The organism is Prosthecobacter sp., from assembly GCF_044236155.1.
GTDB lineage: Bacteria > Verrucomicrobiota > Verrucomicrobiia > Verrucomicrobiales > Verrucomicrobiaceae > Prosthecobacter.
Map to the genome: position 1 here is coordinate 49,875 of NZ_JBIIHA010000018.1, position 13,216 is coordinate 63,090.

Genomic DNA, 13,216 nt, shown 5'->3' on the forward strand with positions numbered 1-13,216 from the left:
CGGTCTGAGCGGGCCGGTTCACTCTGTCGCGCCCGGCCGCAGCCAGTAGAGCACGCTCATGCGCACGGCGATTCCGTTTTCGACCTGCTGGTTGATGAGACACTTCTCGTAGTTCATGCCGGCGTCGGTGATTTCGACGCCACGGTTCACGGGGCCGGGATGCATGATGTGGAGGCCGCGTTCGCGGACGATCTCGACGCGCTCGTTGGTGAGGCCGTAGTTGCGATGGTATTCGGCGGAGCTGGGGACGAAGGGCTCGTCGATGCGCTCGCCCTGCACACGGAGGAGGTAAATGACATCCGGCCGCCAGTCGAAGGCGTCGCGCCAGTTGCCGAACTGCGGGATTTCCTTCGGCACTTCACGCGGCATCATCGAGCCCGGTGCGAGGTAGGCCACGTTCATGCCGAGGCGGCGGAAGATGAGGCTCGTGCTGCGGGCGACACGGGAGTGCTGAATGTCGCCAACGATGAGAGCGCGGCAGCCGCGCAGATCCTTGTGAATCTCACGCAGCGTGAAGGCATCAAGCAATGCCTGGGTGGGATGCGCGTGCCAGCCATCGCCGGCGTTGATGACGCTGGCGCGGGTGTTTTTGGCGATGAGGTTCGGAATGCCGGCCTGCTTGTGCCGCACGACGATGTAATCGACACGCATGGCCTCCAGGGTCTCGACGGTGTCGAGGACGGACTCACCTTTCACCACGCTGGATGATTCGATGTCAAAGTGCGTGACGTCGGCCGAAAGGCGGCTGGCGGCGACTTCAAAGCTGGAGCGTGTGCGTGTTGACGGCTCGTAGAACAACGTGAGCATCGTCTGCCCTTTGAGCGTGGGCACCTTCTTCACGCTGCGCTTGAAGAGGTCCTTGAACGGCACGGCGTTGTCGAGCACGAACGCGATTTCCTCATCCGTGAGCGATGCGATGTCGAGAAGGTCTTTGCGCGGAGTCATCGGGTTGGGGCCTGGGTTTGCACGGTGCAGGAGTCGTGGCCGTCCACTTCCTCAAAACGCACGGCCACACGCTCGCCGGGAGCCAGCGTGACCTTCAGCGCGGAAAAATCCGGCTGCACGGGAAGTTCGCGGCCGCAGCGGTCCACGAGCGCGGCGAGTTGCACGCGTTTCGGACGGCCAAAGTTCAGCAACTCGTCCAGCGCGGCACGCACGCTGCGGCCGGTGAAGACCACTTCGTCACAAAGCACAACGGTGATGCCGTCGATGTCGAAGGAGATGTCGGAGCCTTCGAGCTTCGGCACCATCTGGAAGGTGTTCAGGTCGTCGCGATACTGCGTGATGTCGATGGTGCCGACAAAGACCTTCACACCACCGAGTTTCTCGATCTCGGCGGCGATGCGCTTCGCCATAGGCACGCCGCGGGTGTAAATGCCCACGAGGCCGATGTTTTCCGCGCCGGGATTCGCCGCGCAGATGCTTTGGGCCAAAGCCTTCACCCCTTCGGCCATCTGGGCCTTCGTGAGGAGAGTGCGTTCGTTTGGCGGCATGGCGGGAAAGGTGCGCGGAAAGTCCGGGGATTCGCGGTCTTGTCAAATCTCACGCCGCGCATGTTTTCCGGCTGTTTCCGCCTCGGAGGTTGCAAAGCATGCGCGGCTTTGGTTTGATGCGCGCATGAGAAAACTTCTGCGCGTCGTGCCCATGATGGCCGCCTGTGGCCTGCTGAGCGGTTGCGAGCTGCTCCGTGAAAACAAGGTCCTGATCACCTGCCATGTGCAGACGAATGCCATCGAGCATCCCGCCGAGATCATGCGGCTGCCCATCGGCGGACAGGAGATCACCTTCAAGAAGGTGCCGGAGTTCAGCCAGCGCAGCATCGCGGCCTTCCAGCCCTTTCCCGCCGACGACGGCCAGGGCAACGGCCTGCTCCTGCAGCTCGACGCGAAAGGAAAGAACTACCTGGAGGCCGCCTCCCGCTTGAACCAAGGCATGGTCATCCTGACGATGATCAACGCGGTGCCCGTGGACATGGTGGAGCTGGACCAGCCCATCACCGACGGACGTTTCACCATCTGGCGCGGTGTCTCCGACGAGACCATCAAGGAGCTGGACAAGTTTTACCCGCGCATCGACCGTCTGAAGTCCTCCTCCCGCTGGATGGACATGCTGCCCTCCACGGACAAGGAAAAGCTCAATGCCCGCCGTGTCGCGAAAGAGGCCGAAGCCGCCGAAAAAGCCGCGCAGCGTGATCTGGAGCGTGGAATCACCCGCCCGGCGCCCAAGACGCGGGACATCCCGCTCGAAGGCTTCAAAATGCCCGGCACCCGATGAAGCGCCTGCTACTTCAACTGGCATTTTTGTCGTCCTGCGCCGCCCAAGCGCAAACGCTCGTGCTGCCGACGGACAACCGCGCCCTCTTCGAGCAACCGTCGGAATTTTTTCAATTCGTGGACCGGAACTTCGAGGGCGAGAAGACCACGCCATGGGAAGGCGGGCAGTTTGGTTTTGTGCGTGATCCGCGCCGCTTCGGGAAAAGCATCGCCTACGCTCGATTTCATGAGGGGCTCGACATCAAGCCGCTGCGGCGTGACGCGCAGGGCAACCCGCTGGATGAGGTGCGCGCCATCGCCGACGGCGTCGTGGCCTATTCCGCCGCGGCGTCGAATCTGAGCAACTACGGCCGCTACGTGGTCGTGAGGCATGACTGGGGCCAGGGCTCGTTTTACTCCCTCTACGCGCATCTGCGGGAATCGCGCGTCTCACCCGGCCAGCAGGTCAAAGCGGGCACGACGCTCGGCATTCTCGGCTACACCGGCAGCGGCATCGACCAGCGCCGTGCGCATGTGCATGTGGAGTTGAACCTGTTTCTCTCCAGCCGCTTCGACGCGTGGCATGCGGCGAACTTCGCCACACCCAATCATCACGGCGCATTCAACGGACTGAACCTCATCGGCCTCGACTTGCAGGCGTTTTACCTCGCGCAGCAGAAGAATCCCGCCGTCAACGGCGCCGGCGTCGTGCGCGGCACGGAGAGCGGCTACCGCGTGGCCGTGCCGGGTGACGCGGAGATGGAGATCGTAAAAAACTATCCCTGGCTGCTCGATGGCAGCCGTCCTGCGGGCAAACCGGCCGCCTGGGAGGTCACCTTCAGCCGCTGGGGCCTGCCGCTCGCCGTGAAGACATCGAACACGCCTGTCTCACAGCCTGTGGTGACATGGGTGAGGGACGCGGGCATCCCGCACTACACGCAGACCCGTGGTTGTGTGACCGGCAGCGGCAGCACGGGGAAACTCACAACCGAAGGCCTGCGCTTCGTGAGGCTCGTATGCGGCTGGTTTTGAGTGTGCAAAACCTGTGTCCGCACTCAGACTCGGATCTTATGAGCGAACCCTTCAATCCCTACGCGCCGCCGCAGGCCAATGTCATCCCTGCTTCTGTCGCCGGAAGTGAACTGCCGCCAGCCAGCCGCTGGCACCGCCTGCTCGCATCGTTCTTGGACACCATCCTGCTCATGCTGGCGGTGCTGCCCTTGGAGTGGCTGGCCGGCTCCTTCGGCCGCATGCAAAACGCCTCCCTCTTCAACTTGGAGAGCATTCTATGGAGCGCGGTCAGTCTTGGCATCTGGGCGCTGATCAACTGGGCGCCACTGGCCGACGGACAGACCATCGGCAAACGCGTGCTCAAGATCAAGGTCGTGCGCAAAGATGGCAGTCCCTGTGACCGGAAGCACAACATCCTCTGGCGCATGCTGCCGATTCAGGTCGTGGTGCTGGTCCCCGTCGTCGGCATGCTCGTCGCGCTGGCCGACTGCTTCAGCATCTTCCGCTCCAGCCGGCTCACCCTGCACGATGATGTCGCCGGCACGAAAGTGGTTGATCTGCGCTCGCAGTTGATCGGCGCGTGAAGCCTGCGCGACCTTTCACGGCTTTGCTTCCGGTTCCGGCACATAGAACCTGCCCAGGTGCTCCAGAATCTTTGCGCGCACCTCGTCACCGTCGATCTCGCCGTTGTGGCGGAAGATGACCTCGCCGCCGGGGGCAACAACGAGCGTGTGCGGGATCGGGCCGGGCCATTCGGTGTCGAGCGCCTGGATCAAAGCGTCGCTGCTGGCCTCGTTGAAGAGGTAGGCGTTGCCCTGGCGGCCCTCGGCCTTGAGCGAAGGCTTCAGCTTGTCCGGCACGATGGCGTTGTGCTTTTCGAGGAAGTCCTTCACCGCCGTCAGCTCCTTCGGATCGTCCATGCTGATCGTGATCAGCTCAAAATCGCGCAGGCCGAATTTTCGCGAGGTGGCGACGAGTTCGGGGAACTCCTTCACGCACGGCCCGCACCACGTCGCCCACACATTGAAGAGGCGGACTTTCTTCGTGTCGTTCTTCCGCAGCGCGGCGACGCCCTTCGCGTCGATCAACTCGACCTCCACTTCGCCTTTTTCCCACTTTTCGTTGTCGGCAGCGATCGCGCCGCGCTTGTCGATCCACTTCGTGGAGCAGCCGTGCGGTTTTGTCTCGGCGACAGTCACAGGCTTGCCCTCCAGCAAGGCCACGATGGCGTTGCGGGCGTCCGGAGCCGTCACCGTGGTTTCGTCGGCGTAGCGTGAGTCGTCGAGACGGCCCTGGTAACGAAGCTTGCGCTCCTTGTCGAAGAGGAAAACATGCGGCGTGGCCAGACAGCCGTAGGCGAGCGCGGTTTTCTGCGTGTCGCCGTCGTAGAGGTAGTCAAAATTGAACTTCTGCTCCTCGGCGTGCCGCTTCATCTCCGGAAAGCTGTCGTTGTACTTCGAATAGCCGAGTTCGTCGGGCCGTAGGGCGGCAGGATCGTTCGGATTGATCGCCACCAGCTTGAGGCCCTTGCCTTTGAATTCCTTCACCAGCTTCTTGATGCGACCTTCCACCGCCTGCGAGGTCGGGCAGTGGTTGCTAAGAAAAGCGATCATCAGAAGCTCGGCATCTGCATAGTCTTTGAGCGCGTGCTTCTCTTCGTCGATGCCGATCAAATCGAAGTCAGGCGCGGCGTCGCCGATTTTCAGCTCATGAAAGCCCTCGGGCTGAGAAGGCGGCGATTTTTTCGGCTTCGCGGACGTTTCAGCAGCCAGCAGCACGGGCAGGAGGGCGAAGAGCAGCAGGAACAATGGTTTCATGGCGCGGATCAAATCATGAACGCCGACGAAAGCGAGCACTTGCACCGCCGGATCGCGCATGATCCGGCTTCACGTCCAAGAATGCTCTGTGTGGGAAGAAGTCCGCCTTCCTGGCTTATCCTATTCTTTCCAAACCCGCCCCTGACCGCTGCGAAAACCGCGCTCCAGGCTCTGGAACAGCGAGTTCAGCCGCGCCTCCTCCTTGATCACAAACTCCACGGTGTGCGCATGCGTGGAGGCCGGGTAATTTTTCACCACTTTCGGCGTCGTCAGTTCGGGCGAGACACGGCCTGCCGCCTGCTCGAACATGCCCTTCGCTCGCTCCAGCGCCGCCGTGCCTGCGGCCAGCGTGCTGCTGCCCGTTTCCGGTTTGTAAGGCTCCAGGAAGTAGAAGCGCACCACCTGAGCGGAGTTCAGCGTCAAATTCACCTCCACCACGCGTGCCACGCCATCCGAGATGTATTCATGTTTCGACAACGCGATGATCGAGTTGCAGCGCACGATGTAGTTCCCGCCGGTCATCCGCCCGTCCCACAGTCCGTCACGGGTGGGGGTGTCACCCTGGTCCTGCTGCTGACCACCTTGCCCGGTGGTGTTCTGGCCAGGGGCTGTCTGTGCATGCAGAGCTGCGGATGAAACAAGCAGGAGGACGGCGAAGATGATTTTCATGGGAGGATATGTGGTGAAACTAGCATGGACTCTGCATCGCTGAACAACCCTTTCTTTGGGGAACGTTGCGATCAGACTATTTTGTATCGCCGGAAACGGCCAACGGCAAAGTGGCATCATCCATTCAGTTTCCAGCCGGAGGAGCGTATGTTCAGACAACTTCAACACCCCAACGCGCCCCATGTTCACCTTCACCGACAAAGCTGCCGTCACCACCTGCGATGGCGTTTCACGCCGCGATTTCCTCTCCGCGGGTACTTTGAGTGCCATCGGGCTCACGCTGCCGAGTTTTGCCAAATTGAAGGCTGAGGGCCGTGTGGACCCGAAAAAGAGCAACAAGGCCTGCATCATGATCTTCAACCTCGGTGCGCCGAGCCAGCAGGATCTCTGGGACATGAAGCCGGATGCGCCGAGCGAGATTCGCGGCCCGTTCAAGCCGATCCGCACAAAGAGCAATGCTTTCGAGATCTCCGAGATCCTACCGATGCACGCGAAGATCGCGGACAAATTCAGTCTCGTGCGCTCCTGCTATCACACCGCCGCTGCGGTGCATGACACCGGGCACCAGATGATGCAAACGGGCCGTCTTTTCACCGGTGGCGTGAATACCCCGCACGTCGGCAGTGCTTTGGAGTTCCTCCAAGGCCGCCGCAGCGATCTGCCGGCCCACATCATTCTCCCGGAGTCGATGGGCCCCACGGGTGGCAACATGCCGCACGGTCAGGACGCGGGCTTCCTCGGCAAGGCGTATGACCCCTTCGTCCTGAACGCGAATCCGTCCGAGAAGGACTTCAAAGTGCCCGATCTGCTCCCGCCGAAGGAAATCAGCGAAGTGCGCCTCGAACGCCGCAAGCAGCTCCGCGAGCTGGTGGACAGCAGCGTGCGGAATTTCGAATACAGCGAGCAGGCGAAGCTCATGGACTCGAATTTCGAGTCCGCCTACCGCATCATGACCAGCACGCAGGCCCGCGAGGCCTTCGACCTCACCAAAGAGCCGCTCAAAGTGCGTGAGCGCTACGGTTTGAACCGCTTTGGCCAGAGCTGCCTGCTCGCCCGTCGCCTCGTCGAGCGTGGCGTGCGCTTCGTCACCGTGAACACCTTCATCACCGTGTTTGGCGAGATCACCTGGGACATCCACGGCTCCAAGCCCTTCACCAGCATCGAGGGGATGCGCGACATCGTCGCCCCGATGTATGACCAGGGCTACAGCGCCCTCATTGAGGACCTTTTCCAGCGCGGTATGCTCGACGATACCATGGTCACCTGCCTCGCCGAATTCGGCCGCACGCCAAAAATCAATCCCGCTGGCGGCCGCGACCATTGGCCGAACTGCTGGACCGTGAATTTCGCCGGCGGCGGCGTCAAAGGCGGCGAAGTCATCGGCAAATCCGACGACATCGGCGGCTACCCCACCGAGCGCCCCGTCGCCCCGAAAGAAATCGTCGCCACCATCTACCAAGCCCTCGGCGTCGATCTCCACACCGAGCTGCCGGGGCCGCAAGGAAGGCCGTATCCCGTCGTCGATTTCGGCACCCAAGCGATTAAGGAGCTGTTTGCGTGATTTGACCCAGCTTTGAGGGACGAGAGGTGCAGATAACTTTGGGTTAACCCAACTCAGTGGGAGTTTGCGGGGCTGTGGAGATTTAGGTTAACCCAATGGTGAGCGTGTCGTCACGCCTCGCCATCCTGCCTATCCAACCCTCAAATCTTTCTGTCGATGCTCGAATTCTTTTCCGCCAGCACGCGCATGGTCAATTCAAGGCATGCCATCCAGGAATGCCTCGAAGCCGCGCTCGGAACCGACAAAAAATGCGACCTCGTCATGTTCCATGCCTCGATCGGGCATGATTACGAAGCTCTTGCGGATGAAGTGATGCAGCAGATTCCCGGTGTGCGGGTGGTGGGAGCTTCGTGCTGCGGGATCGTCGGCAGTGAAGGCGTGAGCGAATCCATGAAGGATGTGGCGCTGATGGCGGTGCGCGGCCCCGAGCTGGCCGTCGCCCATGTAGACGGCATCTACGGCCACAATGCGTTCGAAAAGGCGGCGGAGCTGGCGCGGCAGCTCAAGGCTCAGCAGCCCGGCATCACGATGATTCATTTCCTAGCATCGGGGATCGATATCGCCAATGACAGTGCCATCGCGGGTATCGAGTCCGTCTTTGGACCCGAAGTGACGATCTTCGGCGCGACCTCCTCGGACAACATGCGCGGTGTGATCAGCTACCAGATCGTCGATGATCAGGTTATGGAGCATGGCGCGTGGGCGGTGGGATTTGCCGATCCATCGTTGGAGGTGGACACCCAAGCCACGCACGGCTTTCTCGCTGTCGGCGAGCCGATGGTGGTCACGCGGGCCGAGGGAACGCGCATCGTCGAATTGAATGGCCGCCCGGCGTGGCACGAGTACACCAGCCGCCTAGGACTCGACCCCGAAAAAGCGACTTGTGGCGACTCGATCCCGGTGGGAGCCCTGGCCGAAGAACTTCCCACCGCGCTGGCCGAGGAGTATGGCAACCCGCACCTCCTGCGTGTGGTGACGAAGCGGGATGCCGATGGCGCCATGCACTACGCCACGACGATTCGCGAAGGAACGCGGCTCTGGCTCACCGTGCGTGATGAGGAGCGCATCTTCGCCGACATGGACCGCATGATGGCGGCGATGGTGGCGCGGGCGGGCGGGCGCAGGCCGGTGGCCGTTTTCCACGCGGACTGCCTCGCGCGAGGCCGTTACCTGTTCAACCGCGTGATGAAAGAGGAGCTGGTGGGGCGGATGCAGTTCCCGCTGAGCAGTGACAGTGTCGTGCCCCCATGGCTGGGCATGTATGGCTTTGGCGAGTTCGCACGGCTTGGCGGCGCCAACACCTACCATAACTACACCACGGCCATCTATGCCATCTACCGCCGCTGAGCGGACCTCATCCAGACGATGACTGACAAGGAAGAAACGCCCGCCTTTGAGGTACTGAAGCAACGCTACGACGAGCTCCAGCGCCGCGTGACGCGTTTCTCGGTGGTCGAGCAGGAGCTCATCGACACGCGGAACCGCCTCGACTGCGAGCTCGGGCGTTTCGGCCGCATTCACGCCTTCAGCACCCGGGCGCTTCAGGCAGCATCGGATGAAGCCTTTGCCATCATGGTGGCGGACGCGCTCCTCGATGTGTTCGAGCTCGAAGTGGGCTTGTTCTGGCTCTTTGACGCGCAGGGCCGCCTGTTGCCGCAGCCTGCGGCCTCCTCGGGTTTCCGCGCCGGCCATGAGTCCTTTGCGAGCATTCGTTCATGGCTCTCATCGCGCATCACGGTCCAGCAGGGCAAGGCCTGCTTCTTTGCTGCTGACAGCGCCGAGTTTCAGCAGGCAGGTCTGGATTTCTCGCACATGCTCGCCGGGTGCTGCAGGCATCCAGACGGGAAACCGCTCGCCCTGCTGCTCACCGGCATCACGGAGGCTGCGGCTGATTTTCATGAGATTCTGCATGAGAGTGAAGCGCAATCATTCCGAGTCTTCACTGCGCAGGTGGCCGCTTTGTATGCGAACCGTGCCAGCGCCGCGATCATCCAGCGCCAGATGATTGATCTGCATGAGTCGGAGGAACGGCTCACCCTCGCTGTCAAAGGCAGTGAAATCGGTTTCTGGGACTGGTATGTGGATACCAACACTGTCGTGCTTTCTCCCGAGTGGAAAGCCATGTTGGGGTATCGTGATGACGAGATCATCAACAGCCCGGAGGCCTGGCAGTCCCGTGTGCATCCAGAGGATCTCGATCGCAGTTTGCAACTCGTGGGAGATCACATCGCAGGCATGACGGAGATTTACGAGAATCTGCACCGCCTTCGCCACAAGGATGGTCATTACGTTTGGATCATGGCCCGTGGTCGTGCTCTCCGGGACGAAAAGGGTCGGGGCCGGCGTTTTGTCGGCACGCATCTCGACATCTCGCGACAAAAGGCCCTCGAAGAACGCCTGCGTGAGGCAGAAGAGCTCCAGCGCCAGGCACGTCAGCAGGCAGAATCCGCAAGCCGTGCCAAAAGCATCTTCGTGGCCAGCATGAGCCAAGAGATCCGCACGCCGATGAATGGTGTGATCGGCATGCTGCAGTTGATGCGAGACACCTCGCTCACTCCGGCCCAGTCCTCCCTCGTTACGATCGCTGAGCAATCCGCCACGGCCCTCCTCGACATCATCGGCGACATACTTGACCTTTCCAAGGTCGAGGCGGGCAGGGTGGAGATCAAACGTGAGACCTTTGACCTCCAAGCGTTCTTGCAAAACGTCATCCAGCTCATGCGCCATCGCGCCGAGGCCAAGGACATCCTGCTCGAATGCCAGATGAAGGAGCAACGAGAATGCGTGGTTCTCGGCGATGAAGGACGGCTCCGCCAGGTGCTGATCAACCTCATCGGCAATGCCATCAAGTTCACCGACCGCGGCAGCGTGCGGCTTGCTGTCGAAAAGGGCCGCGGCACCATCAACCGGCATTCATTTACCTTCCGCATCAAGGATACGGGTGTCGGGATTTCGCCACAGGCCTTGGAGCATTTGTTTGAACCGTTCAATCAAGGCGACTCCCATCAAAACGTTCGCATGCACGCTGGCACCGGCCTGGGTCTGGCCATCTCGCAGTCACTTGTCCGGCTCATGGGCGGTGACATCTCGGTGACCAGTGAGAAAGGTGTCGGTTCTGAATTCCGCTTCACATTGGCATTGCCCCTTGCGAGCCCCAGCACATCAGCGCCTTTATTGGAGAACAACCTGCCCGCTGCCATTCCCGAACGGCTCACGGGACGAATTCTGGTCGTGGATGACAGTCAGACGAGCCGCATGGTGGCGAAGCTGATGATGGAGCCGACTGGATTAAAAGTGGATCTCGCTTGCGATGGCGAGGAGGCCGTCAGCAAGGTCAAAAAGGGGCGCTACGACGCCATCCTCATGGATTGCCAGATGCCTGGCATGGACGGTTACGAGGCCACACGGCAAATTCGAAAGCTGCAGGGCAGGCGTGGCCGAGTTCCCGTTATTGCGCTCACAGCCAACGTCGAAACCGGGTTCATCGGCGAGTGCTATGCTGCTGGCATGAGCGATCACCTCAGCAAACCGGTCCAGAAGCCATCGCTTCTCGCCAAGATCGCGCACTACCTCCGCCAAACCTAGATCGCAAACGGGGCGGGATAGCCTCAAAACACGGCGGCATCGTCCATTTAGAATCGAAGCTGGCAGGCGTATTGTTTGCCAATCATGCCACGCGTCCTGTTAATTCTCATCGCCTCCTTTCTGACGGCCACTTTGGCCTTCTCCGCCGAAGCCCCGTCCTTCCGCAATACCATCCAGCCGATCCTCACCCGCTACGGCTGCGCGATGGGTGCATGCCATGGCGCTGCAGCAGGACAAGGCGGCTTCCGGCTTTCGCTGCGCGGTTTCGATGATGAAGGCGACTGGCTTTCGATCACGCGGAGTGCGAATGGCCGCCGTCTCACGCTCGAAGATCCGGCTCGCAGCTTGTTTTTGCTCAAAGCGGTCAAAGCGGTACCGCACAAGGGCGACAAGCGCTTTGAGGTGAACTCGCCGGAATACAAAGCCATTGTCGATTGGATCGCGGCGGGCGCTCCGGGGCCGAAGGCGGATGATCCGCGCATCACGTCGCTCAGCGTGTCGGAGCCGCATCTCGTCTCGCAGGCCGGCAAGAGCCTGCAGCTCAAAGTGACCGCGAAATTCAGCGACGGACACAGCGAGGACGTGACGCGCTGGTGCAAATACAACGCCACCAATGCCAGCGTGGCCACCGTGGATGACAGCGGCCTCATCAAGATCACCGGCAGCGGCGAAGGAACCGTCAGCGCCTGGTATCTGAGCCTGCTCAGCGTCACCACCGTGACCGTGCCAAATCCAGGCAAACCGAACACAGAGGCCTTTGCCGCCCTGAAACCGCGCAACTTCATCGACGAGCATGTTTTGACGAAACTACGCGAGCTGAACATCCCGCCCTCCGGTCGCGCCACGGACGCGGAGTTCCTGCGCCGGGCGTTTCTCGATACGATCGGCGTTTTGCCCACGATGGAAGAAGCGCGGGCCTTCCTCGCCGACAAGGCCGCGGACAAACGCGACCGCCTCATCGACGAGCTGCTGAAGCGGCCTGAGTTCGTCGATTACTGGTCGCATCGCTGGAGCGATCTTTTCCTCGTGAATGGCGACAAACTCATGCCGCAGGCCATGTGGTCGTATTACAACTGGATCCGCCGTCACGTCGCCGCGAACACGCCGTGGGACGCCATGGTGCGTGATCTGCTCACCGCCACCGGCAGCACGCTAGAGCATGGCGGCGGCAACTTTTTCATCCTCAACGACGAGCCAACGAAGTGCGCCGAAACCGTCAGCGTCGCCTTCCTCGGCACCTCCATCGGCTGCGCGAAATGCCACAACCACCCGATGGAAAAGTGGACCTACGATCAATACTACGCCTTCGCGAATCTCTTCGCCCGCGTGCGCACGAAAAACGGCACGCAGGCCGACGAGCGCGTGCTTTTCAGCGACACGCAGGGCGATCTCGTCGCGCCGCTCACCGGCAAACCGCAACCGCCGCGCCCTCTCGATGCCTTGCAGCCCGTCTCGATGACCTCCAGCGAGGATCGACGCATCACACTCGCGAACTGGCTCACCAGCGCCGACAATAAGCTCTTCCAACGCGCCATCGTGAACCGCGTGTGGGCGAACTTCTTCGGCAGTGGACTCGTCGAGGCCGTCGATGACCTCCGCGTCACCAACCCCGCCAGCAACGAGCCGCTCTTCGCCGCCGCCTGCGAGCACCTCGTGAAGCAAAAATTCGATCTGAAGGCCCTCATGCGCGCCATTTTGCAAAGCGAGACCTACCAGCGCAGCAGCATCACCCTTCCCGAAAACATCACCGACCTCCGCTACGGCTCCCACTACGTCCCGCGCCGTCTGAAGGCCGAGGTGCTGCTCGATACCGTCAGCCAAGTCACCGCCGCGCCCACCACCTTCAAAATTGACCGCCGCAACGCCAACCGCGGCACCGCCGACGCCTACCCCATGGGCTTCCGCGCCCTGCAACTGCCCGACAGCAACATCGCCAGCTACTTCCTCAAGAGCTTCGGCCGTGCCGACCGCGTCGCCACCTGCGAATGCGAGCGCACCAACGAACCCAGCATGGCCCAGGCCCTCCACATCGCGAATGGCGAGACCCTGAACCAAAAGCTCGCCCAAAAAGACAACCGCCTCGACGCCCTGCTCACCAGCAAGCAACCCGACGCCAAGATCATCGAAGAAGCCTACCTCCTCACCCTCACCCGCGCCCCCACCGCTCGCGAACTCGAAAAAGCCACCGCGCTGCTCACCACCGCCAAACCCGAAGATCGCCGCAGTACGCTCGAAGATCTGTTTTGGAGCCTCATGAGCTCGAAGGAGTTTTTGTTTAATCACTGAGCTGTAGAGCGAATGTCCACATTCGCTTCAAACCA

General features: G+C 61.4%; 11 protein-coding genes. 7 read left to right on the top strand and 4 right to left on the bottom strand.

Annotated features, from left to right (window positions below):
• Positions 1-18: 18 nt before the first annotated feature.
• Together ACILSE_RS15515 and pyrR are read right to left on the bottom strand one after the other, a co-directional pair.
• A complete protein-coding gene (locus ACILSE_RS15515) occupies positions 19-945 on the bottom strand; it encodes an aspartate carbamoyltransferase catalytic subunit (RefSeq protein ID WP_395718324.1) in 927 nt (308 codons plus the stop codon).
• Entirely contained in the window at positions 942-1,493 is a 552-nt protein-coding gene (gene pyrR, locus ACILSE_RS15520; RefSeq protein WP_395718325.1) for a bifunctional pyr operon transcriptional regulator/uracil phosphoribosyltransferase PyrR, read from the bottom strand. The genes ACILSE_RS15515 and pyrR overlap by 4 nt, the downstream gene beginning before the upstream one ends.
• Positions 1,494-1,617: 124 nt before the next feature.
• Between pyrR and ACILSE_RS15525 the strand changes: the two genes are divergently transcribed.
• The 3 genes from ACILSE_RS15525 to ACILSE_RS15535 are packed head-to-tail and all read left to right on the top strand — an operon-like array spanning position 1,618 to position 3,847.
• Positions 1,618-2,274 carry a hypothetical protein gene (locus ACILSE_RS15525; protein ID WP_395718326.1) on the top strand — a complete coding sequence of 219 codons (657 nt, stop codon included), beginning with the start codon at positions 1,618-1,620 and terminating at the stop codon, positions 2,272-2,274.
• Positions 2,271-3,284 (top strand): murein hydrolase activator EnvC family protein, encoded by a 1,014-nt coding sequence (locus ACILSE_RS15530; protein ID WP_395718327.1) that lies wholly within the window; start codon positions 2,271-2,273, stop codon positions 3,282-3,284. The genes ACILSE_RS15525 and ACILSE_RS15530 overlap by 4 nt, the downstream gene beginning before the upstream one ends.
• A gap of 38 nt (positions 3,285-3,322) precedes the next feature.
• Entirely contained in the window at positions 3,323-3,847 is a 525-nt protein-coding gene (locus ACILSE_RS15535) for an RDD family protein (RefSeq protein ID WP_395718328.1), read from the top strand.
• Between the two features lie 15 nt (positions 3,848-3,862).
• Here the strand turns inward: ACILSE_RS15535 and ACILSE_RS15540 are convergent, their stop codons facing one another.
• Both ACILSE_RS15540 and ACILSE_RS15545 read right to left on the bottom strand, forming a co-directional pair.
• Positions 3,863-5,080, bottom strand: a complete 1,218-nt coding sequence (locus tag ACILSE_RS15540; RefSeq protein WP_395718329.1) for a redoxin domain-containing protein — start codon at positions 5,078-5,080, stop codon at positions 3,863-3,865.
• A gap of 120 nt (positions 5,081-5,200) precedes the next feature.
• A complete protein-coding gene (locus ACILSE_RS15545; RefSeq protein ID WP_395718330.1) occupies positions 5,201-5,749 on the bottom strand; it encodes a hypothetical protein in 549 nt (182 codons plus the stop codon).
• Positions 5,750-5,930: 181 nt separating this feature from the next.
• On the opposite strand from ACILSE_RS15545, the gene ACILSE_RS15550 reads away from it, so the two are divergent.
• From ACILSE_RS15550 to ACILSE_RS15565, 4 genes are all read left to right on the top strand, one after another.
• Positions 5,931-7,310, top strand: a complete 1,380-nt coding sequence (locus ACILSE_RS15550; RefSeq protein ID WP_395718331.1) for a DUF1501 domain-containing protein — start codon at positions 5,931-5,933, stop codon at positions 7,308-7,310.
• 156 nt (positions 7,311-7,466) lie between these two features.
• The gene (locus tag ACILSE_RS15555) at positions 7,467-8,657 is read left to right on the top strand and encodes an FIST signal transduction protein (protein ID WP_395718332.1); all 1,191 of its coding nucleotides are present in this window, start codon (positions 7,467-7,469) and stop codon (positions 8,655-8,657) included.
• 18 nt (positions 8,658-8,675) lie between these two features.
• A complete protein-coding gene (locus ACILSE_RS15560; protein WP_395718333.1) occupies positions 8,676-10,895 on the top strand; it encodes an ATP-binding protein in 2,220 nt (739 codons plus the stop codon).
• A gap of 84 nt (positions 10,896-10,979) precedes the next feature.
• Positions 10,980-13,181 (top strand): DUF1549 domain-containing protein, encoded by a 2,202-nt coding sequence (locus ACILSE_RS15565; protein ID WP_395718334.1) that lies wholly within the window; start codon positions 10,980-10,982, stop codon positions 13,179-13,181.
• Positions 13,182-13,216 lie beyond the last annotated feature (35 nt).

Excerpts from the sequence above, each read along its gene's own strand:
- ACILSE_RS15550 (WP_395718331.1), top strand. The coding sequence starts at position 5,931 with ATGTTCACCTTCACCGACAAAGCTGCCGTCACCACCTGCGATGGCGTT.
- ACILSE_RS15525 (WP_395718326.1), top strand. The coding sequence starts at position 1,618 with ATGAGAAAACTTCTGCGCGTCGTGCCCATGATGGCCGCCTGTGGCCTG.
- pyrR (WP_395718325.1), bottom strand. The coding sequence starts at position 1,493 with ATGCCGCCAAACGAACGCACTCTCCTCACGAAGGCCCAGATGGCCGAA.
- ACILSE_RS15535 (WP_395718328.1), top strand. The coding sequence starts at position 3,323 with ATGAGCGAACCCTTCAATCCCTACGCGCCGCCGCAGGCCAATGTCATC.
- ACILSE_RS15540 (WP_395718329.1), bottom strand. The coding sequence starts at position 5,080 with ATGAAACCATTGTTCCTGCTGCTCTTCGCCCTCCTGCCCGTGCTGCTG.
- ACILSE_RS15545 (WP_395718330.1), bottom strand. The coding sequence starts at position 5,749 with ATGAAAATCATCTTCGCCGTCCTCCTGCTTGTTTCATCCGCAGCTCTG.
- ACILSE_RS15560 (WP_395718333.1), top strand. The coding sequence starts at position 8,676 with ATGACTGACAAGGAAGAAACGCCCGCCTTTGAGGTACTGAAGCAACGC.
- ACILSE_RS15555 (WP_395718332.1), top strand. The coding sequence starts at position 7,467 with ATGCTCGAATTCTTTTCCGCCAGCACGCGCATGGTCAATTCAAGGCAT.
- ACILSE_RS15565 (WP_395718334.1), top strand. The coding sequence starts at position 10,980 with ATGCCACGCGTCCTGTTAATTCTCATCGCCTCCTTTCTGACGGCCACT.
- ACILSE_RS15515 (WP_395718324.1), bottom strand. The coding sequence starts at position 945 with ATGACTCCGCGCAAAGACCTTCTCGACATCGCATCGCTCACGGATGAG.
- ACILSE_RS15530 (WP_395718327.1), top strand. The coding sequence starts at position 2,271 with ATGAAGCGCCTGCTACTTCAACTGGCATTTTTGTCGTCCTGCGCCGCC.